Origin of the sequence: Exiguobacterium aestuarii, from assembly GCF_020171655.1 — a bacterium.
GTDB classification, from domain to species: domain Bacteria; phylum Bacillota; class Bacilli; order Exiguobacteriales; family Exiguobacteriaceae; genus Exiguobacterium; species Exiguobacterium aestuarii_A.
The window spans coordinates 640586-660585 of sequence record NZ_JAIVAC010000001.1 but is presented as its reverse complement, the minus strand read 5'-3'; the positions used below and the strand labels follow the sequence as shown (position 1 = coordinate 660585).

Annotated in this window: 21 protein-coding genes; 3 read left to right on the top strand and 18 right to left on the bottom strand. The window is 46.1% G+C overall.

All coding sequences use genetic code 11. The features are described from left to right. Nucleotides 1-132: 132 nt before the first annotated feature. The 5 genes from fumC to LCM29_RS03405 all read right to left on the bottom strand — a co-directional run bounded on the left by fumC (nucleotide 133) and on the right by LCM29_RS03405 (nucleotide 4920). Nucleotides 133-1536, bottom strand: a complete 1404-nt coding sequence (gene fumC / locus LCM29_RS03425; protein WP_214761861.1) for a class II fumarate hydratase — start codon at nucleotides 1534-1536, stop codon at nucleotides 133-135. Nucleotides 1537-1639: 103 nt separating this feature from the next. Continuing rightward, entirely contained in the window at nucleotides 1640-2032 is a 393-nt protein-coding gene (locus LCM29_RS03420) for a reverse transcriptase-like protein (protein WP_224860843.1), read from the bottom strand. Continuing rightward, nucleotides 2013-2795, bottom strand: a complete 783-nt coding sequence (locus LCM29_RS03415) for a 5'-3' exonuclease (RefSeq protein WP_214692097.1) — start codon at nucleotides 2793-2795, stop codon at nucleotides 2013-2015. The genes LCM29_RS03420 and LCM29_RS03415 overlap by 20 nt, the downstream gene beginning before the upstream one ends. After that, nucleotides 2776-3726 (bottom strand): CobW family GTP-binding protein, encoded by a 951-nt coding sequence (locus LCM29_RS03410; RefSeq protein ID WP_224860841.1) that lies wholly within the window; start codon nucleotides 3724-3726, stop codon nucleotides 2776-2778. The genes LCM29_RS03415 and LCM29_RS03410 overlap by 20 nt, the downstream gene beginning before the upstream one ends. 15 nt (nucleotides 3727-3741) lie before the next feature. Further along, on the bottom strand, nucleotides 3742-4920 hold the full coding sequence (locus tag LCM29_RS03405) for an HD domain-containing protein (RefSeq protein ID WP_224860839.1): 1179 nt from the start codon (nucleotides 4918-4920) through the stop codon (nucleotides 3742-3744). A 155-nt stretch (nucleotides 4921-5075) separates the two neighbouring features. Between LCM29_RS03405 and LCM29_RS03400 the strand changes: the two genes are divergently transcribed. Beyond that, complete coding sequence (locus LCM29_RS03400) at nucleotides 5076-5588, top strand: hypothetical protein (protein ID WP_224860837.1); 513 nt, start codon at nucleotides 5076-5078, stop codon at nucleotides 5586-5588. A 38-nt stretch (nucleotides 5589-5626) separates the two neighbouring features. On the opposite strand, the gene hfq is transcribed toward LCM29_RS03400, so the two are convergent. The 8 genes from hfq to LCM29_RS03360 all read right to left on the bottom strand — a co-directional run bounded on the left by hfq (nucleotide 5627) and on the right by LCM29_RS03360 (nucleotide 12996). Then, nucleotides 5627-5875 (bottom strand): RNA chaperone Hfq, encoded by a 249-nt coding sequence (hfq, locus tag LCM29_RS03395; RefSeq protein ID WP_012726185.1) that lies wholly within the window; start codon nucleotides 5873-5875, stop codon nucleotides 5627-5629. Between the two features lie 27 nt (nucleotides 5876-5902). After that, a complete protein-coding gene (gene miaA / locus LCM29_RS03390) occupies nucleotides 5903-6838 on the bottom strand; it encodes a tRNA (adenosine(37)-N6)-dimethylallyltransferase MiaA (protein WP_224860835.1) in 936 nt (311 codons plus the stop codon). Nucleotides 6839-7107: 269 nt separating this feature from the next. Then, the gene (locus LCM29_RS03385; protein ID WP_224860834.1) at nucleotides 7108-7587 is read right to left on the bottom strand and encodes an SMI1/KNR4 family protein; all 480 of its coding nucleotides are present in this window, start codon (nucleotides 7585-7587) and stop codon (nucleotides 7108-7110) included. Nucleotides 7588-7716: 129 nt separating this feature from the next. Continuing rightward, nucleotides 7717-8313, bottom strand: coding sequence for an AmiS/UreI family transporter (locus LCM29_RS03380; protein WP_224860833.1), 597 nt, complete (start codon nucleotides 8311-8313; stop codon nucleotides 7717-7719). A gap of 104 nt (nucleotides 8314-8417) precedes the next feature. Next, nucleotides 8418-9278, bottom strand: a complete 861-nt coding sequence (locus LCM29_RS03375; protein ID WP_224860832.1) for a PPK2 family polyphosphate kinase — start codon at nucleotides 9276-9278, stop codon at nucleotides 8418-8420. Between the two features lie 101 nt (nucleotides 9279-9379). Next, complete coding sequence (locus LCM29_RS03370) at nucleotides 9380-10909, bottom strand: M4 family metallopeptidase (RefSeq protein WP_224860831.1); 1530 nt, start codon at nucleotides 10907-10909, stop codon at nucleotides 9380-9382. Between the two features lie 175 nt (nucleotides 10910-11084). Continuing rightward, nucleotides 11085-12083, bottom strand: a complete 999-nt coding sequence (locus LCM29_RS03365; protein WP_224860830.1) for an ABC transporter permease — start codon at nucleotides 12081-12083, stop codon at nucleotides 11085-11087. Then, nucleotides 12076-12996, bottom strand: coding sequence for an ABC transporter ATP-binding protein (locus LCM29_RS03360; RefSeq protein WP_224860829.1), 921 nt, complete (start codon nucleotides 12994-12996; stop codon nucleotides 12076-12078). Before LCM29_RS03360 ends, LCM29_RS03365 begins: the two co-directional genes overlap by 8 nt. Nucleotides 12997-13114: 118 nt before the next feature. Between LCM29_RS03360 and LCM29_RS03355 the strand changes: the two genes are divergently transcribed. Then, entirely contained in the window at nucleotides 13115-13864 is a 750-nt protein-coding gene (locus tag LCM29_RS03355) for a GDSL-type esterase/lipase family protein (RefSeq protein WP_214745256.1), read from the top strand. Between the two features lie 31 nt (nucleotides 13865-13895). Here the strand turns inward: LCM29_RS03355 and LCM29_RS03350 are convergent, their stop codons facing one another. Together LCM29_RS03350 and LCM29_RS03345 are read right to left on the bottom strand one after the other, a co-directional pair. Beyond that, a complete protein-coding gene (locus LCM29_RS03350) occupies nucleotides 13896-14567 on the bottom strand; it encodes a hypothetical protein (protein ID WP_224860828.1) in 672 nt (223 codons plus the stop codon). Further along, on the bottom strand, nucleotides 14554-15684 hold the full coding sequence (locus tag LCM29_RS03345) for a mandelate racemase/muconate lactonizing enzyme family protein (protein ID WP_224860826.1): 1131 nt from the start codon (nucleotides 15682-15684) through the stop codon (nucleotides 14554-14556). The genes LCM29_RS03350 and LCM29_RS03345 overlap by 14 nt, the downstream gene beginning before the upstream one ends. 80 nt (nucleotides 15685-15764) lie before the next feature. Here LCM29_RS03345 and LCM29_RS03340 point away from each other — a divergent pair, with 80 nt between their 5' ends. Continuing rightward, on the top strand, nucleotides 15765-16964 hold the full coding sequence (locus LCM29_RS03340; RefSeq protein ID WP_224860824.1) for a hypothetical protein: 1200 nt from the start codon (nucleotides 15765-15767) through the stop codon (nucleotides 16962-16964). Nucleotides 16965-16979: 15 nt separating this feature from the next. Here LCM29_RS03340 and nhaC read toward each other — a convergent pair whose 3' ends face one another. The 3 genes from nhaC to LCM29_RS03325 form a co-directional block, all read right to left on the bottom strand. Next, a complete protein-coding gene (gene nhaC, locus LCM29_RS03335) occupies nucleotides 16980-18407 on the bottom strand; it encodes a Na+/H+ antiporter NhaC (RefSeq protein ID WP_224860822.1) in 1428 nt (475 codons plus the stop codon). Between the two features lie 135 nt (nucleotides 18408-18542). Next, entirely contained in the window at nucleotides 18543-19631 is a 1089-nt protein-coding gene (locus tag LCM29_RS03330) for an amidohydrolase (protein WP_224860820.1), read from the bottom strand. 16 nt (nucleotides 19632-19647) lie between these two features. After that, on the bottom strand, nucleotides 19648-19992 hold the full coding sequence (locus LCM29_RS03325) for a hypothetical protein (protein WP_224860818.1): 345 nt from the start codon (nucleotides 19990-19992) through the stop codon (nucleotides 19648-19650). Between the last annotated feature and the right edge of the window lie 8 nt (nucleotides 19993-20000).

The window sequence follows — 20000 nt, the reverse complement described above, 5'->3', positions numbered from 1 at the left end:
TTATGTATCGATTATGCGACTTCTACAGATAAAATACAACTATTTCCTTATTTATTTTCTATTGTTTTACATATCCCTAGTGCTTACGTCCTAAAATAGACATATAAAAAGCGGTCTTGCGACCGCTTTGTGTTATTTTTTCACTTTTAGGTTCGGTGATGTCATCTCTTCAGGACGAATCCATTGATCAAATTGCTCTTCTGTCAATAATCCTGTTTCCAATGCCGCCTCTTTTAAAGAAGTACCGTTTTTGTGTGCCAGTTTCGCAATTTTCGCAGCATTTTCATATCCGATATGTGGGTTGAGTGCTGTGACGAGCATGAGCGACTGTTCCACGTTACGAGAAATCACATCATGATTCGGCTCGATCCCGATTGCACAATGATCGTTGAATGAATGTAGGCTGTCCGTCAAGAGACGACAAGTCTGTAAGAAGTTATACATGATGACCGGTTTGAAGACGTTCAGTTCAAAGTTCCCTTGGCTTGCCCCGAAACCAATCGTCGCGTCGTTACCAAGAACTTGGGCGGCAACCATCGTGAGCGCTTCACTTTGTGTCGGATTGACTTTCCCTGGCATGATTGAACTTCCTGGCTCATTTTCAGGAATCGTAATTTCGCCGATTCCCGCACGTGGACCCGATGCCAACCACCGCACATCGTTCGCAATCTTCATTGCATCCATCGCTAACGCTTTTAAAGCACCATGTGTAAAGACGAGTTGATCATGACTCGTAAGAGCGTGGAATTTGTTTACGGCCGTGACAAACGGTTTACCTGTCTCTTCAGAAATCTTTTTCGCCACGACTTCCCCAAATTCAGGATGGGCGTTGATTCCGGTACCGACAGCTGTTCCACCGAGAGCAAGCTCTGTCAATGGTTCAATCGTCCGTTCAATCATTTGTTTTGAGAGTTCAAGCATCCGCACCCAGCCGCTGATTTCCTGACCGAGCGTGACCGGTGTCGCATCTTGAAGATGTGTGCGTCCGATTTTGACGATATCCATATATGCTTCCGCTTTTTGCGAAAGAGTTTGGTGAAGGGCATCGATTGCCGGCAAGACGTCATCTTGCACGGAAAGGATGGCCGCAATGTGCATCGCTGTCGGATACGTGTCATTCGAGCTCTGCGATTTGTTGACATCATCATTCGGATGAATCCAAATCGATTGCTCACGCGCATGCAATTTGATATTCGCAATATTCGCGATCACTTCGTTGACGTTCATGTTTGATTGGGTACCCGATCCCGTTTGCCAGACGACGAGTGGAAATTCAGCGTCGTACTTTCCTTCTAAAATCTCATCGGCTACTTCCGCAATGATTTCAGCTTTCTCTTCTTCCAGTACTCCAAGTTCAGCGTTGGCGAGAGCCGCCCCTTTTTTCAAGATTGCGAAGGCACGTATAATCTCAAGCGGCATCTTTTCTGCACCGATTTTAAAGTTCTCAAGACTACGTTGCGTTTGTGCTCCCCATTTTGCATCAGCCGGGACTTTAATTTCCCCCATCGTGTCCCGTTCGATTCGATAATCCTTCATGCTAAATTCCCCCTCTATAGTTGACTACGCTTTCATTTTAGCGAAAAACCATCTAAAAAGAAACGACTCAATCCAAAAAGCGACCAAGAATGATCTTAGTCGCTTACTTCGTTCCGTTTAATGCTTCACGTGCAATGACATCTGCACGATTTTCTGCACGAGGAATCCATTTGATAAAGACGTTCGGTAAATCATCATACGCAATCAACGCTTTGAGAAAGAGGGGTTTGGCCGAGGAATCTTTCATGAAACGTTGCTCCAACGCACGAACAATCACTTCCGCATCGGAGTAGAGCATGAATGACGTCTCTCCTTGCATCGTATGCGCCATTTCAAGTGCATAGGCACAAGCCGCTAATTCTGCATGGACACTGGACAAACCTTGCGCTTGACGCTTGAACGTCGAGACCATACCGTCTGATGACTTAATCCAGACACCAAGCCCGTTCTCTTCGGTTGTCTGATTTGTTGCTGCGTCAAAATAAATGTGAACCAAATCGATACGCCTCCCAGTCCGTATTAATAGGCGCATGGATATCAATTTGTGACAGACGTTTAGATAAGAGCGCAATCTCTTCATGCCCGTCTAATTTTTTTGCAAACTTCTGATGTGGTGCCTCGAGCGTTGCATTTTGAACGTGCGTGTAGAGCGTTTCGACCGTATCGTAATGTTGAATCAAGATGGTTGCCGTTTTTGGCCCGATGCCACGAACGCCAGGGATATTATCCGAAGAATCACCTTGTAATGCTTTCACGTCGACAAACTGATATGGTTTCACCCCATACATCGCTTCAAACGAACTCTCATTGACGAGTTGTTCTTCACCTTTTTTCGGCATGATTTGAAACACGTTTGGTGACAATAATTGTAGTAAGTCACGGTCAGAGGAATAAAGATATGATTCTCCTGGGAACGCTGTCGCCACAGCTCCCATCAAGTCGTCCGCCTCATAGCCGGTCAATTCTGATTGTAGAATCCCTCGCTCGTCCAAGGCCGCTCTCAATTTGACATAGTCTTCGAAAAGCGGTTCCGGGAGTCCGTTACGCGTCGCTTTATATTCAGGATAAAGGGCATAACGATGCGTCGTTTCTCTCGTCCCGTCCCAAAAGAAAGCGATGTGTGAAAAGTCCGTCGTCCAGGCATCGACTTTTCGAAGCAACCCTTTCACCGTCACGTCTGGGTCGAGTGCTCTTCTCCGCTCCGTTGCAAAATAATAACGTGATAATAAGTTAAATCCATCAACGAGAATGAGTTTCATCCTGCTCCACCTCACATGCTTTTAATCCTCGTGCCAATGCATCGGCATCCAGTTCTTTTCCAATCCAGACGAATACCGAACGGTTTCCTTCATGTACCTCGTTCGCAAACGTCGCGCCCATGAGTTGATTCGTTGCTTGAATGACAAATTTTCGATTCTCATCCTTTAGACGAACGATTGCCTTCATCCGATAGATTGAATCCTCATAATGCATCAATACCTCACGAACATATCGCGTCACGCGTTCACGAGAGAGCGGACGATTTGCATTCAACGTGACGGCCCGAAGCGAAGAGACAGATTCGGTCGCTTCTGTTAGACGACTCAATTGTTCTTCATCGACTCGCGACAGTTGGAACGTATTTTCAAGAAGGTCAAATTCCCCTTCCGTCTGGACCGTTTCCACTACACGAACGGTCGGATTGATTTGAGTGATCCGTGCTCGAGCGTGTTTCAATTCCTCGCTCGAGACTAAATCTGTCTTGTTTAATAAAATCATGTCTGCATACGCGATTTGATGAATGCCTTCTTTGAATAGGTCACGATTCATTTGACTGGCATCGACGACAGTCAAGATGGCGTTCATCTTAAAATGTTGACGTAAGTACTCATCATAATAAATCGTCTGGATGATTGGGGCCGGGTCGGCAACACCAGTCGTCTCGATGATGATTCGGTCAAACGTCTCCTTTTTCGCCACAAGTTGATAAAATGTCTTACTCAAATCATTTTGAATCGAACAACAAATACAGCCATTCGATAGTTCGATTTGCTCCTGGTCCATCTTTACAATCAACTGTTCATCAATATTGACCGCCCCGAGTTCATTGACAATCAAACAAATCTTCTCATCTGTCGCAGCGAGTAGACGGTTCATATACGTCGTCTTTCCTGCTCCTAAAAATCCGGTCACTAACTGAACGGGAATCATAGTACCACCCTTTTCTTACAAATCTTCATGAGCACGAGCCCATTTCTCATAGCGTGCGTCTAATAAATCAATCAAGTGAAGCATCCACGCTTCTGTCGTCATCGGTAATACACTCGAACCCCACTCACGTTTCCCATGATGCGATAAGATCATATGCCAAATACGGTGATGGACATCAATCGGCAGACGGACGTCTGCACGACGCAGCGTTTCTTCGAATAGAAGTCCACCATACGGCATATGCCCGATTAACGTTCCTAGCGGATTGATGGAGATCCCTGTCGTCTCACTCGTCCCTTCGACTGGCGACAGTTTTTCAAAACGGTTCGGGCTCGATAACAGGTGACTGTATTCATATATTTTTCCGATGTCATGGAAGAGGATTCCTAGCGCAAGCTCATCCCAATTGAGTGGTTCCTTCCGCTCTGCCATCGCTTCACATGCCGCATATAATGATTCGAACGTACCTTTATAGGCTTGTTCGATTTTAACACCGTTCATCGTATTCCAAAGGTCGACTTTATGCAACTGCTCGGCTTCTTTGATCACACGAAACACCATTGCCAAATAGTCGTCCTGCTCCTGAATCCGGTATCCGAGACGCAACATGCAGGCGGTATGCTTCAGCAATCCTCCTGCGTAATTGTGATGGTGATAAAGAGCTGCAGGTGAAAGTACAAAGTCATCCCAGACGAAATCGAGGAGTCCGTAGGCAATCTGTTGATAGGTCGGTGATAACGTATCGATTAAACTGAACAACTCATCTGCAAACTGTTCGATCGTCTCATCACCCGGTAACCCTGGGAGTAAAGAAATCGCCTCATCTTTTGAAATCGGTTGGACACGATCGATTGTAATCGACTTAGCACCGTCCGGTTTCGGATAGACATCGATTTTCCCGGACAATTCGATGACACCCGATTCATAGATCGGAAGTAGTTCACTCTCATTTCCACGTAGCCAATGCTTCGCACGCATCATCCCGCTCGCCGTCGTGACACTTAACTGTAGCCATTTCGCCCCGCTTTTCCCTTCTCTCACTTCTACCGTACTAACGAGCGCTTTCGTCTGAACAGGAGCCCCGTCTGGCAACTGATCTAACCGCTCTTTCGATTTTTCAATATGTGGTATCTGAAATCTTTCACGGTTCGTCGATAAACCTGTGACCGAATCAATTTGTTGATAATAATTCATGAACATTCCCTCCTCGTATCTTCTGACATTGTATCGCGTTTCTACACATTAGGCGAACATACTTTCTAGTAGGGTCATGATTTCACATTCATTATATTGAAAGCGCTTACGATTATTGGTACGATAAAGATAGTTCTACAAAGGGGGAAACGATAATGATTTCATTAATCGATACGTATGAGCGTTTCATCGCCTCGGGGGAAGCGACACGTTATGCACAAGAGCAACAATCCATCGAACATATTCTACAAGCATCTAGTTGTCCAATAGAGATGAAGGACTTAGAACAGTCCCTCACTCATCTTTCCGGTAATCCATATACAAAAGATGAGTCACTCGATAAAATCGTCGAACACGAGATGAAAGGCGCCATGGCCGCTCTCGAGCTATCTGGTTATCCACTTCAAACACCACTTGCGAAAGCGGTCATCCTATCTGCTTTCACACGTACGAACCGTCTTAACATTGATAAATTGAAAGAACTGAGCCATGCCGACCTTCTAGTCCGGATTCAATCGGCAGAACGGGCATGGAAACGAACATATACACTGTTACACCGTTCGACGCCAACACAAATTTGTGGCCAAATGGATTCGCTCCTCGGTGGCTGCGCCGTTCAGCGCGTCCTAGAGGCGATCAAACAGCCTGGTACGTCAAAAACAGCATAAGAAAAGGAGCGGTCCCCGGGCCGCTCCTTTTCTTATGCTTATCCTTCTGTTACTTCGACTGCATCTGGCTCGTATAACGTGACGTTACGTGCCGGTGAGAATGTTGAGATCGCATGCTTATAGATCAATTGTTGACGACCTTCCGATTCGACGATGACAGTAAAGTTATCAAATGATTTGATGACACCTCGAATTTGAAACCCGCTCACTAAAAAGACGGTCGTTGGCACCATTTCTTTTCGGAGTTGATTCAAAAAATGGTCTTGGATGTTGTAGCTCGCTTTCATGCTGGATTCCCCCTAGTCTTTATCTCTTTAAAATAATCGGAATTTTCGAAAAAACCCCTCTACATCATCATAAATATATTTATATGATAGTTCAAATGATTTTCGCCCCATATCCACCCAAATTCCATCAAATTGATGACGGAACCACGTCAACTGACGCTTTGCGAACTGTCTCGTATGCTGTTTCAACAAGTCTGTTGCACGGTCTTTCGAAATATCTCCCTCAACATACGGAATGATTTCCTTATACCCGATGGCTCGCATCGCCTGAGTATCTCGATATCCATTAGCCATCAAGCTCTCTACTTCCTCAACTAGTCCTGCTTCCATCATCGCATCGACCCGTTGATTGATTCGGTCATATAGAAGTTCCCGTTCAGCGTGAAGGACGAATAATCGGTAATCATAATGTTCGGACGGCGTGCTATCTGTCGTCTGCGTATCGCCTTGCATCGCTACTTCGAGTGCTCGCACGACGCGACGGACGTTATTCGGGTGAATCGTAGCCGCACGTTCGGGATCAAGTTGAACTAACCTTTGATGTAACGCCTCACGTCCTTCAACTTCTGCCAACCGTTCGAGGTCAGCCCGCAACGCCTCGTCCACAGGTCGCTCCACAAATTCATAGTCATATAAAATCGAACGAATGTATAAACCTGTTCCTCCGACAATAATCGGTAGTTTGCCACGGGCATAAATATCATCAATGGCAGCACGAGCCAACTGTTGAAAAGCTGCGACACTCATTGCATCATCTGGGTCGCAAATATCAATCAAATGATGCGGGATTCCTTCGGCTTCTTCTTTCGTTACTTTTGCCGAACCGATGTCCATGCCCCGGTATACTTGAACCGAGTCACCTGAGACAATCTCGCCGTCGAACGCTTTCGCGAGTTCAATACCCGTCTTTGTTTTTCCAACAGCAGTTGGTCCGACGATGACGACGACAGGTGTTTTTTTCATAATTCTCACTCCTCAATTAAAAACCCGTCTCTTCATGAGACGGGCCATCAAATTCTTCTTTTTATTCTATCATCAAATACGACGGCAAACAGCATCCAACCACATAAAAGTAATCCGAGTAATAACACGAGTCCATCACTCATCTGCTTTCGCCTCCTTTAGCTTCCTCATTCCCACTTTTCACATTTTAGACACAAAATAGATGAGAAAAAAGCACACTCGTGAAGAGTGTGCTAACTAAGATAAATAAGCAACCTACTAATTTAACCTTATCTTCTGAACCAATCCCAAAAGTGGGCACCTTGCGCGACAATTAAGTAGTCAAGCCAACGTGTATAATCCATGGGAAGTTTTTCAATGTCATCTTCATAAGTCAAAAATTCTCCGACCCATATGTAATTTTCATGTTCGTTGACGACCTCACAAACAATCCATTCTCCATCTATACCAGCGCCGACGGGGATGAACTGCTCCGGACATTCCCATACTTCCCGATACTCGTTGATTTCTTCCACACTAAACAGTTGGATCCCTCCACCATATGTCGGATGGACGAATAGCTGTGCGCCATTATGCATGTTCAAAAAGTGAATCATGGCTTCGGGTGTTCTTTTTGGCAATCGTTTGATTTCAAGTTCTGTTGCAGGCTGATTGAAGGAAAATCGTAACGTGTCCACATCCCCTTCTTCCCTTTGTACTTTCAATTGATTGTCTGCAAGTCGACTTTTCAATGCTTCTAAGGCAATCAATCCACGGTCCCCTTTCTACACAACGTTTTCTGTTGAATGTAGTATATACCAAATTATTTCATGTTATACAAAAAAGTCATCCGATGCGATAATACTTCACCAGATGACCTCATATGTGTTTCTATATACTCAAGCTACTTCTACGGCCTGTTTCGTTCGTTTGACGGAGACGATAAAGTAAAGAATAGCTGTCCCGCTCGCTGCCCACCAAATCATGTCATACAATCCGTTCATGAGTCCGGCCATCCCAACCATCGCCGGGACAATCAGCGTCAACCATGACAATACGAGAGCGACACGTGCTGTGATGGCCTCATTCGGTCTGCCAAGTCCCATTCCGAAAAAGAAGAGTCCCCATAATAGTGACCAGAAAAACCATGTCAATGCACCCATTGGATCGGCTACAGCGATTGCCATCACCCCATAAAAAGCAGCTGCAATCGACACGAATAACGAGAACCAGCCGACGCCACGTCCGTCTAAATTCAAAATGAACGTCACACCGACATATAAATATGTGAACGCAAACAAGTAAATGCTCGCGAGGCCGAACTGCTCTTCAGGACTTGCCCCAATCAGTAACCATGTTGCGATAAATGTTTGCAGGATTCCGGTGAACAAACTGAATACACCGGCACTCTTCATATCGACCTTCCCGAGAAGGACAAGACTATTTAAAAATAGCGCGACGCCACCAAATAATAAACTTACGTTACCCACACTCATTACCCCTTTGTACAGATGTCTGACCTCTATTCTACTGTATCACTTTAGCTTGAATTCGCTTTCAGTGCAAGGGGATTTTTAATTGTTCACGAGAACGTCATCCGTTATTCATTTTCAAGTATTTGAATCGCCTCATCGATGCGTTCTTGCTCTTCATCCGAAAACGTTGGATATTGTGGGTCGATTTGCTCGAGGACATCAATCATGACGGATGAAATGATATAACGACTGTACCACTCGTCGTCTGCCGGCAAGATATACCACGGTGAAACGTCCGTCGATGTGTGTGTGATCATCTCTTCAAAGATTTTTTGATAATCATCCCAATATTGCCGTTCTTCCACATCGCTGAACGAGAACTCCCAATTCTTCTTCGGGTCTTTCAGTCGTTCAAGCAAACGATCCCGTTGTTTATCTTTTGACACATTAAAAAAGAATTTGATGACTTCAAATCCGTTTTCTTTTAAATACAATTCGTAATCGTTGATTTGACGATATCGCATCTCCCACACTTTTTCTTGATCCTCTTCATCCGGAAGTACTTCGTCCCCTAACAAGTCATGGATACGAGGAGCAATCACTTCCTCGTAATGAGACCGATTCAAAATACCTACTTGACCTCTTTCCGGTAACAGGTCGTGCATTCGCCACAGATAGTCATGCTTCTTCTCTGTATCGGAAGGTTTTTGGAATGCATTCGTCTTTAACCCTTGAGCATTCAAGTTCGAAAAAATGTAGCTGATCGCCTCGTCTTTCCCACCTGCATCAAGTGCCTGTAACACGACGACAATCCCGGTCTTGCTCTCGGCGTACAGTCTCCAATGTAACTCTTTTAATCGTTCTACACTGTCCGGAATCAGATCATCAGTCAAAGTCGAATCATCGGGTTTATCTTTCACATGGGTATAGAGATCACTTAACTGAATTTGCTTGCCCGGTGCGGCCATATATTCTTTTAGATTCATGTTATTTCTCCTTTTCAGTCATCATTCCAATTTGATTTACCCCAAATCGACACAAGAAATCCCTTCCGAAATATTTCGGAAGGGATTTCTCGATTAGACTCTTAGTAGATTCCGACAGCGTCAAACGATTTCGCAGCCGATACTGCTTGTGGGCTAGTCGCACCGTAAAGATCTTTCGCCGATTGAACGACTGCTTGGCGAAGGCTTGAGAAGTTAGACGTTGGCGTCAAGTAAACATTGAGCGCGCGGTAGTAGATATCCCCCATCTCCATAACACCGACTCCTTGGACAGATACACCGTAGTGTGATCCGCCGTTACCCAAGAGGTATGCCGCTTTGTTGACGATACCAGAGTTGATGTGAACACCTCCGTTATCTTGCGTACCTGTGTAACGTTTTGAGTAGTGGTCAGGGTCGCCATATGCAGCAGGGTTTGCCATCGAACGAAGGCCGTCTCCCGCAACTCCAGGCGTGTAGATGTCTTCCCCTACCAACCAGTCGAAGTTTGTTCCGACACTGTACTCAGCAACTGTACCTAAGATATCCGATACTGCTTCGTTGATCGCCCCAGACTCATTCTGATAGATCAATCCTGCCGTGTACTCTGTGACTGCGTGCGTCAATTCGTGGGCAACAACATCAAGTGCCCCAGAGAGGTATGTGAATGTCTGACCATCTCCGTCACCATATACCATCTTGCTACCATCCCAGAACGCGTTGTTGTAGCTACGGCTATAGTGAACCGTCGAGTTAAGGGCTGCACCCGCGTTATCATAGCTGTTACGTCCATACGTGTTCTTATAGAAGTCATACGTTTTCGTTGCGTTGACGTGCGCCGAAACTGCAGCACGATCGTATGTCGTGTTCAAAACGTTATCGACATCAGCCCAAAGCGAACCCGGAAGGCGTGTACGGTTTCCAGCATCGTACGTATAGATCCCTTTTCCACGTGTCGAGTCTTGTAAGTAGTAGTATGAACCACTTTTCGTTGTCTTGAACGTCTGACTATATCCAAGAACATCGATTCCTGTTCCTGTATATGTAGTTCCCGTCACACCGTTCGTCGGTTTTGCGTGTGCCAACTGATCGAATTTGTTAAGAACTTCTCCTGTACCAGCATCAATGAAGTAAGTCCAACGTGAAGGCTCTTCAGCATCTAAAATCGTTCCGGTCACTTGATACGCGTAGACTGACTTGTCTCCATTTGGATAGACGATCAATTCTGCTTCAGGTTCGAGTTCGTAAGCACCTTTATGTCCGACGAGCGCCTTGTAGCTTGCGATGGCTTTCTTCTCACTCAATTTGATTGACTTATGTAGATTCTTTACTGATTTTGCATCATCTACGACTGTTTTCAATTGTCCGTCTTCATCAACGACACCGACAACGACACCACCGAATACCGGGACACCGTCTACCGTCTGCTGTAACTTGACGACTTTACCAAGTTTGTCTGATTTCGACTCGATCGTTTTGAATTCACCTTTTGACTTCACATACTCTTTGACGATTGTCGTCGGAGCACTTTCAGATGGTTTCGTTAACGTGCCTGACTTCAATTCTGCCGCCCCGACCAATTGTGGTACGAGTAGGACACCTGCGATTAATGATGTAGATACAACTTTTTTCATGTGTTTGCCTCCTTTGTGATGACTCTTACTTTACACAGTTTCCCACAAACAATGTATCCAACTTTTTAATTATTTTGACAATTCAAAATATTGAGTCATAAGCACTATTTAGTTCTTTTTCGTAATCATTTAGCCACTAAAAAAAGTGCCACCCAGGAGGGTAACACTATAAACATTAATATACATCTTTTTGCGTAAAGTGATAAAACGCGTACGCCAGAGCAGCCATTGCCCAAATGAGAATGACGACTAGAGAAAACGGTAGAGTCATCCCTTCAATCGGTGGAGCTTGTCCTTCCAAGTAGGTATGAAGACCGAAGTTGACGTTCACCAAGTACTTCGAGCTATCCCAATTTGATCCAAGCGACGTCAAAAGCGGTCCTGAAATGAGGACGGCCATCATGATCCCGATTCCGGTCGCCGTATTTTTCACCAGTACCGAAATCATAAGTGAGATTGTACCGACGGCAGCAACGACAAGCCATGAGAGCCCCATCGACATGAGCAAGTATTCCCACATCGGCAACGTATGAACGAAATCGGTTGAGAAAGTTCCAGTCGCTGAAGCTTGGAAGCCTGTCAGGATTGGAGCTGTCCAACCGTCCCACCCGAGAACGATTCCGGATATGGCGTAACTGACGACGGCGGTCACAAATATTAAGATTGACGTATACAAAAGTGTCGTCAACCATTTAGCAAGCAAAATTTTATAACGCCTTACCGGTCGGGACAGTAGCGTCTTGATTGTCCCGTCGTTATGCTCCCCACTGACGATATCTGCCATCAAGACGATAATAAAGAGTGGCAGTACGAGCGTCGTCCCTTGCGAGAAGAAGACACGCATAAACGTCGGAGCGCCTGGATAGTTCGGGTTGATGTCATTGTCTAAATAGTATTGGTTCTGTTGGACACGGAATTCTAAAATCTGACGAAACTCGTCTTGGACGTTGGCAGAAGCGAGTCGGTTTTGTGTATCGATGATTTCTTGCTGAAGATCAACACGCCAATCAATCGTCCCTTGCTCTTCACGTTGCTTCTCGATTTGCCGATAGTTCGCGTATGTGAACATCGAGACGAGTACAATCAGGATGATCGAGACGACCATCAACCTACGCTTCCGATGAATTTTTAATACTTCATTACGTATGAGTCCGAGTAAAGATGGATTAGGCAATGTGATCACCGCCCGTCAATGTAATGAAGAGATCCTCTAACGTCTGCACACGACGCTCGAGTCCGAACACGTCGACATCTCGTTCCATTAAGTATCGATTCAACTTTGCCGTCTCCTCGACGTTCATCGAGATTCGAATCGTTCGCTCATCGATCACGTCCGCTTGATCGATTCCTTCATAACCTTGAACGATTGGCAGCACTTCAAAGCTATTGGCAACGTGCAAATCGACCGTCGATGCGAGTTCTTCAATCAAAGCATCGACCGTGCCAACTTTGACAATCTTCCCGCGCGACATGATGGCGACGCGATCCGCCAACAATTCAATCTCGGCCAAGATATGACTCGACACGAGAACACTCAGCCCCGTTTCTTCGACAAGTCGACGAATGAAAAGTCGTAAGTCGCGAATCCCCATCGGATCAAGTCCATTCGTCGGTTCGTCTAAAATAAGAACGCGTGGATTGTTCAATAATGCCTGTGCGATTCCGAGCCGTTGACGCATCCCGAGCGAGTATGTCTTCACTTTATCATCGATGCGAGCAGTCAGATCGACGAGGTCGATCACTTCTTGAATTCGTTGATCGTCCACATCAGGCAACATGCGGGCGAAGGCTTCTAAGTTCTCACGTCCAGACAAAAATTTATACAGCTCCGGATTCTCGACGATGGCTCCGATCTGATTCATCGCTTGAACGAACTGTTTATCGACACGATAGCCACAAATGGATACATTACCTTTCGTCGGTTTAATCAATCCGACGATCATCCGAATCGTCGTCGTCTTCCCGGCACCGTTCGGTCCTAAAAATCCGAACACCTCACCTGGGTTGACTTCTAACGAAATATTATCGATGATCGTCTTTTTCCCTATCACCTTTGTCAATTGATGTAGCTTTAAAGTCGGTTCCATTGTCTCACCTCTTTCTTTATTCTATCGGACAAAATCAAATCTGTCCTATTCGAACATTCACATAGGGCACATCGTCACATTTTTGATATGATGTCTGTATAGAAAGCGAGGTCAGCCCATGAAACATTCGAAATGGTATGCATTTTTAAGTGGCGCCGTACTTTTGACCGGAATCGCCATATATGGTCTTTGGATTGGTTATCAAGATATCGTCAATCCGCCAGAACGAACACTTTCCGTCTCTGAAGACGAACGTCCTGAGCCAGAAGGAGACATCTATGTCGCCCTCGGCGATTCCTTGACTCGCGGTGTCGGCTCGACGTCAGGCGCGGGATATGTACAACCTGTTAGTACAGTACTAGAAGAAGATGGGGTTCGTACACAAAATTTAGCTGTGTCTGGGGCACGTACTGAAGATTTACTTGCTCAACTCGAGCAACCCGAAGTACGTCGGACAATTGAAAACGCACGATATATTACGTTGACCATCGGCGGAAACGATTTGTTTAACCGTGGGGAGAACGTCGACAACTTTGAATCTGTCGATATTCAACAAGTGGTCACGGATGCAAAGACAAATCTTGAAACGATTTTTTCTGAGATCCGTGCGCTGAACGACTCAGCTACGATTGTCTACATCGGCCTATACAACCCGTTTCAAAATGATGAGAATGGACAAGCGTTCAATCAGCTCATCCTCGATTGGAACGCCTCTGCGAAGCAATTAGCGAATGCGCAAAATATCGATGTGATTGACCCGTTCGCCTATATCTCTGACTTATCACGTGATCTCGCGACCGACCAATTCCATCCGAGTGACCGCACGTATGAAAAATTCGCGAATGATGTACTTTTCGTCCTCGAATAAACAAAATCCTCGTCAGCTTGACGAGGATTTATTACTTCTCATATCGAACAACCCACTGTTCCCCTTGTTTCATGAGACAAGTCCCGAACCAACCGGTTTGGAGTAACTCAACTTGTTTCATCCGTTCTTCCATTGGCACATCCATCACTTCTGATGTGGGTTGCCATGAACGATGAAGCTCTTTATAAAAGATATATCTGAGTTTCCCGCCATACTTTTCTTTCAATGCCCCGATTCGAAGTCCAAGCGTGAACTTGTCTTTCATACTTGGAATATTGAACGGTGCGACCGTCGCACAGACGACATCAAATCGGTCATCCGCTTCAACTTGTGACATCAATAGTTTGCCCAAGTGCGTCTGCAACCCATATCCCCGGAAATCTGGATGGACGTTCGTCACTTCCTGATAAAGGACACGTTCAAGCGAATCCTCCGGCCAGCCGATATCTCTTCCTAAATGTTCGTCGTCAATCGGCGGAATCAACATGGCACGGAATGCAATCAGTCGCCCTTCAGACGTTGCCCCAATCAACGTCTGATCCGTCAAAAGTTTCGTGAATTCTTTAATCGATAATGATTGATAGTGCTCCGGTTCAGCCAACGCTTGAATCACCGCTTCTTGGATCGACAACAACTCAGGTAAGTCTGACAACGTCAGAACATGCACTTGAAGCGGAAGACCTTTGATCTCACCTTGCCACATGTGAGTCTTCTCCAATCACATATGAATCGATTGTCAGTTCACGCAATAGATCCTCATCGACATCGATGCCGAGACCAGGACGGTCGTTCAATGAGATGATCGGCAAATCATATGTTAAGTTCCCGACATCTTTCCCGAAGCGAAGCGGTCCTGTCAACTCGACCGTTTTCACGATCTTACTTGAAAAGGCGACATGGAATCCCGCACTCGATGCAATCGATGATTCGACCATCGAGCCGATTTGGCATTCAATCCCTGACATCTCCGCCATATGGACCAACTTCTTCGCCGGATAAATGCCACCACATTTCATAAGCTTGATGTTCGCTTTATGGGCTGCTTGCATCATCGTCAACCGTCTCATATCGTGAATGTCTTTCAGACCTTCATCGATCATAAGTGGCACCGAGATTTTTTGTTTCACTTCGAGCATCCCTTCAAAATCATCCGCCTTGACCGGTTGCTCGACCCAATCGATTCCGTACGGTTCGAGTAGACGCATAGCTTGGACCGTGTTAGCCGCATTGACCCACCCTTGATTGACGTCGACCCGAATCGGAACACTTGGTCCTACGGCTTCTCTCACGGCTTTGACACGTGCCACGTCCGTTTGTACGTCGACCCCGACTTTCATCTTCACGGCCGTATAGCCCTGATTGATTTGATCAAGAGCCTCTTGTGCCATGTGATCCGGTTCTCCGATACTTAAGACGTGTGTGACCGGGAATGACTCATGGTATCGACCGCCAATCCATTCGTAGACTGGTTGATTTAATTTTTTCCCAATCAAATCGTGACATGCGATATCGAGCGCTGCTTTTGCTGCAGGAACACCTTTTATCGCGCGGTTCATCTCATCATGAATCCTCTCCAAATGCATCGGGTTTTTCCCGATTAATAATGGTGCCAATAGATGACGGAGGACACTCACCGTACTTTCAGCTGACTCTCCCGTCACGTGCTCATCTGCTACCGCTTCACCATATCCAATCAGTCCGCAAGACGTGGTCATTTTGACGATGACAGATGGCATATCGTCATATCGATGATAACTGACGATAAACGGCACTTTTAGTGGGAATCGAACCGAGAAAATTTCAATGCTTTGAATGTTCAAGTTCATCACTCCTTTACTTCGTCTACGCTTTCCTCTATATTGTCGTTATATGGTCGTTAAATTGCAAGGGGGATTTTGTAATGTCCATCCATATCGCCGTCGTCGGCTCACCAGCTTTTATTCAACATATTGTAAAAGGTTCTTCTTTACCCGATGTCCGGATTGAAGAGTTTCCTTATGATGACCCGCGTGAAGCGAAAGACATCGCCCATCAACTACACTTTTTTGACGGTGTTTTCTTCTCCGGTTCATTTCCGTATACGTACGCGATGGAGAAGGCGAGCCTCCCGTATGCTCATCATGTCGTTCAAGACGATGTCGTCTTATTGACTTCACTCTTATATATGACGTTAACGCAACACGTCGAGCTTGAACATCTATCGATTGACCTCGTCGACACATCACGACTTGAATCGATGTTAGAGCCATTTCCTACTCGTATCTCGCAATCGCAAGTGAAACAGCTTCATCCGAACATGAATTTCGAGGACTTGATTGCCTTCCATAAACAACTTCAAGAAAATGGGACGACACGATTCGCTTTGACGAGTGTCGAGCAAGTCCATCGTCGATTAATGAGTGACGGCTATCAGAGTCAACTCATGATTGAACCGAAAGAGAGGATTCTTCACCATTTTAATGATTTTCTTCAGCAGATTCGATTGCAAAAATCAGATCAGTCTCAGTTTGCCATTCTTCAGTATTCGAATTCGAGTGAAGAGACGTTAGCACACGTGTCGGACCAACAATTCTTCGGTGGCAAGTTGCTACAATCGAATGAAGAGGGGGTCACAATCTTATCGAATAAAGGCAAAATTGAGACCGCTATTTCAAATGGTGTTGTTTTACCGAATCCCTCGTCTGTTCATGTCGGCATCGGATATGGCTCAGACTATCAGCGTGCTCTCGACCATGCACGACTCGCGCTTTATGCAGAAAGTGAACGTCTGATGCGCATCGTCGATGATTCGAAGCGACTGATATTCTCGGATCACCCATCACCCATTCATTTTCGCGTCACGCAAACAGGTGTCTATGACATGATGAAACAGACCGGCATGAGTCCGACCAATATCGAAAAACTCATCCACTTCTCACGTGATCAACTTGAGTTCACGGCTAAAGAGTTGACCGATTACTTACAAGTCACCCGTCGCACAACAGAGCGACTCATCAAAAAATTGGTTGATGCAAAACTTGTTCATCCGATTGGTGAAGAGATGAGCTACAGCCAAGGTCGTCCGCGCACCGTCTATAAATTTCAATTCCCGGTCGATTGACGACCGGGAATTGTTTTATTGGGCTGCTTGCTTCACAACTGACTCTTCTTGCTGAATGACGGCCATGCGCTCGATTGTGAACCCCGTAAAGGCATACAGAATCGAAATGACCGGTACGATAAAGTTTAAGACGGCGTAAGGCGCGTATTCGAATGCCCCGACCCCGAGCGTACCAAGAATGAATACCCCACACGTATTCCACGGGATGAACACCGATGTCAATGTTCCACCGTCCTCGAGTGCGCGTGATAAGTTTTTCGATTGTAGTCCCATTTTTTCATAGGCGCCTGCAAACATACGTGATGGGACGACAATCGAGATATACTGCTCCGAACAAGTCGCATTTGTCGCAATCCCGGCCAAAATCGTTGAAGCAATCAACGAGCCTGCCGTTTTCGCCAACTTCAAGATTTGATTCATGATTGATTGAAGCATACCTGAATATTCTAAAATTCCACCGAACGTCATCGCGACAATCGTCATAGAGACCGTGTACATCATTGCATCTAGACCACCTCGGCTGAAGAGGTTATCGACTAATTCATTACCTGTATCAATGACATAACCACTTTGAAGAGCACCTACACTGTCTGAAAGTGTCCCGCCTTGGATGAACACTTGAGCCAAGAAACCGAGTGCAATCCCGACAACAAGTGCTGGAATCGCTGGTACTTTTTTCGCGACGAGCAAAATGACAGCGAGCGGCACGACGAGTAACCATGGAGAGATGACAAAACTATCTTCAAGAATATTAAGCGTCTGTGTGATCTCTGACGAGTCCGTCGTCGAATCTGCGAACCGTCTACCAAGCCAAGCGTATACCCCTAGCGCGATGATGAGTCCCGGAATGGTCGTATATAGCATGTGTCGAATATGTACGAATAGATTCGTATGAGTCAATCCTGCCGCCAAGTTTGTCGTATCTGACAATGGTGACATCTTGTCGCCGAAATAAGCACCAGAGATGACGGCTCCCGCAACCATCGGAGCTGGTATCCCCATACTCAGTCCGATTCCCATCCCTGCTACACCAATTGTACCCATCGTCGACCATGAACTCCCAATCGAGAGCGCGACGACCGCACAGATGAGGCAAATCGTTAATAAAAAGTATGCCGGCGAGATGATCTTCAGTCCGAAATAGATCATCGTGGCAACGATTCCCCCACCAATCCAAGCACCGATTGTCAATCCGACCAAAATGATGATGACGACTGCCGGTAAAGCGAGACGAATCCCTTTATACATCATCTCTTCAATCTCTTTCCACTTGAACCCGTGACGCCAGGCGACGAGCGAAGCGACCGCCGTCCCAACGATGAGCGGGATGTGTGGTCCTTGTCCGAGTTTGACGATTGAGATGAGCATGACGACAATCATCACGGCAAGTGGTAAGAGCGCCCACCCTAGCCTCATGTCTTGCTTGTTCCCCATTGTTTCCATCTAACTTCCTCCCCTATAGCGAAAATTCAGAATTGTCGTTATATTGTCGCTAATAACGTTATGATAGCGCTTACAATCATTTGATGCAATAAAAAAATGAGTGGACAGACATCTGTCTATCACACTCATCCTGAATTATGTTGCTGCAATTCGGAGTGCATCCGCAAGCAGGCGTGCCCCGTCTTCTAACGCATCACGGTCAAACGTCATATGCGGATGATGAAGACCTGGACCTAAATCAGCGCCGATTCCAATCATCGTCGCATCAAGCGTCGGTTTCTCGACGGTATAAAAATGAAAATCATCGCTACCTGACGTGACAATCCTCTCGACAAGAGCCGACTGACCGAAGCGTTGCTCGATCGCCTGCTTCGCAATCTGACTTGACTGTTCCCCAACGACCGCTCCCGGTGTGAAGTCTTGCCACTCCCATTCCAGTTTCACACGATGAAGCTGACCGACATGGAGTAGCATGTCTTCGACACGATTTCGCAGTTCGAGCAATTCCTCATTTTGTTGAGCGCGGACATCAATCGAGAACGTCGCATTTCCTGGAATGATGTTCATGTTGTCACTCCCAGCATGGACTTTCGTCAACTTGACGGAGTGTGGCTCAAACGGTGATAAGTAAATGCTTTTGAGCATGTGTTGAATCGTGAAGATGACATCGAGTGCGTTTTGCCCTTGATGCGGTCTTGCGCCGTGCGCGTCATCCCCAATAACCTCTCCCTTTAAGAAGAAGGCAGCACCATGCTGAATCGCCGCCGCGTATTGACCTTTCTTCAACTCTTCTTGTGGACGCAAATGAATCCCGAACAGTTGCGTCACGTCTTCTAACGCCCCACGTTCGATCATGGCGAGGGAACCATTCCCTTGCTCTTCGGCAGGTTGGAAGATGAAACGGATCCGCTTCTGTAACGCCTTGTCCTTCAATTGTTCGAGTGCACCGAGTACCATGCTGATGTTCGCGTCGTGCCCGCATGAATGGTTCGCACGAAACGTACCGTCCACTTGTTGCCATAACGCATCGATATCGGCGCGGACCGCAATCACGTCTTCACCCGATCCAATCTCCGCGATCACCCCGGTCACATCTTCAAACGTCCGATGCGGAATCGACCAGTCCGATAAGATGGATGCAATCGTTCGAGTCGTCTCAACTTCTTTCCAACTGATTTCTGGATGTGCATGAAAATGTTCAAACCATTTCAATACGTTTGTCATATGTATCTCCACACCTTTATATTTTTTTGACACCTTTGATCAAAACCCATTGAAGCGGGAGTCGTCCCCATGTAATCCATTTCGGAATGATTTTCCCACCGATTCTAGAAGGTTTGACGGCCATGTTGATATTGGCTGGGAAGACGGCGATAAAGAATGCCGGTAGCGTCCGCTTTACGAACGTCGTCCCTTTGTTTAGTAAGAGCATCGCCCCGAAGACGACTTCCACGACTCCGCTCAGTTGCACCATCAAGCGGCGGAACGGCCAAGACTTTGGAATAATCGACATGAACGCCTTCTCTCTGACAAAATGCAAAATCCCTGCCCCGAATAATAACACTCCATATAAATTTCGTACCATATTTCATC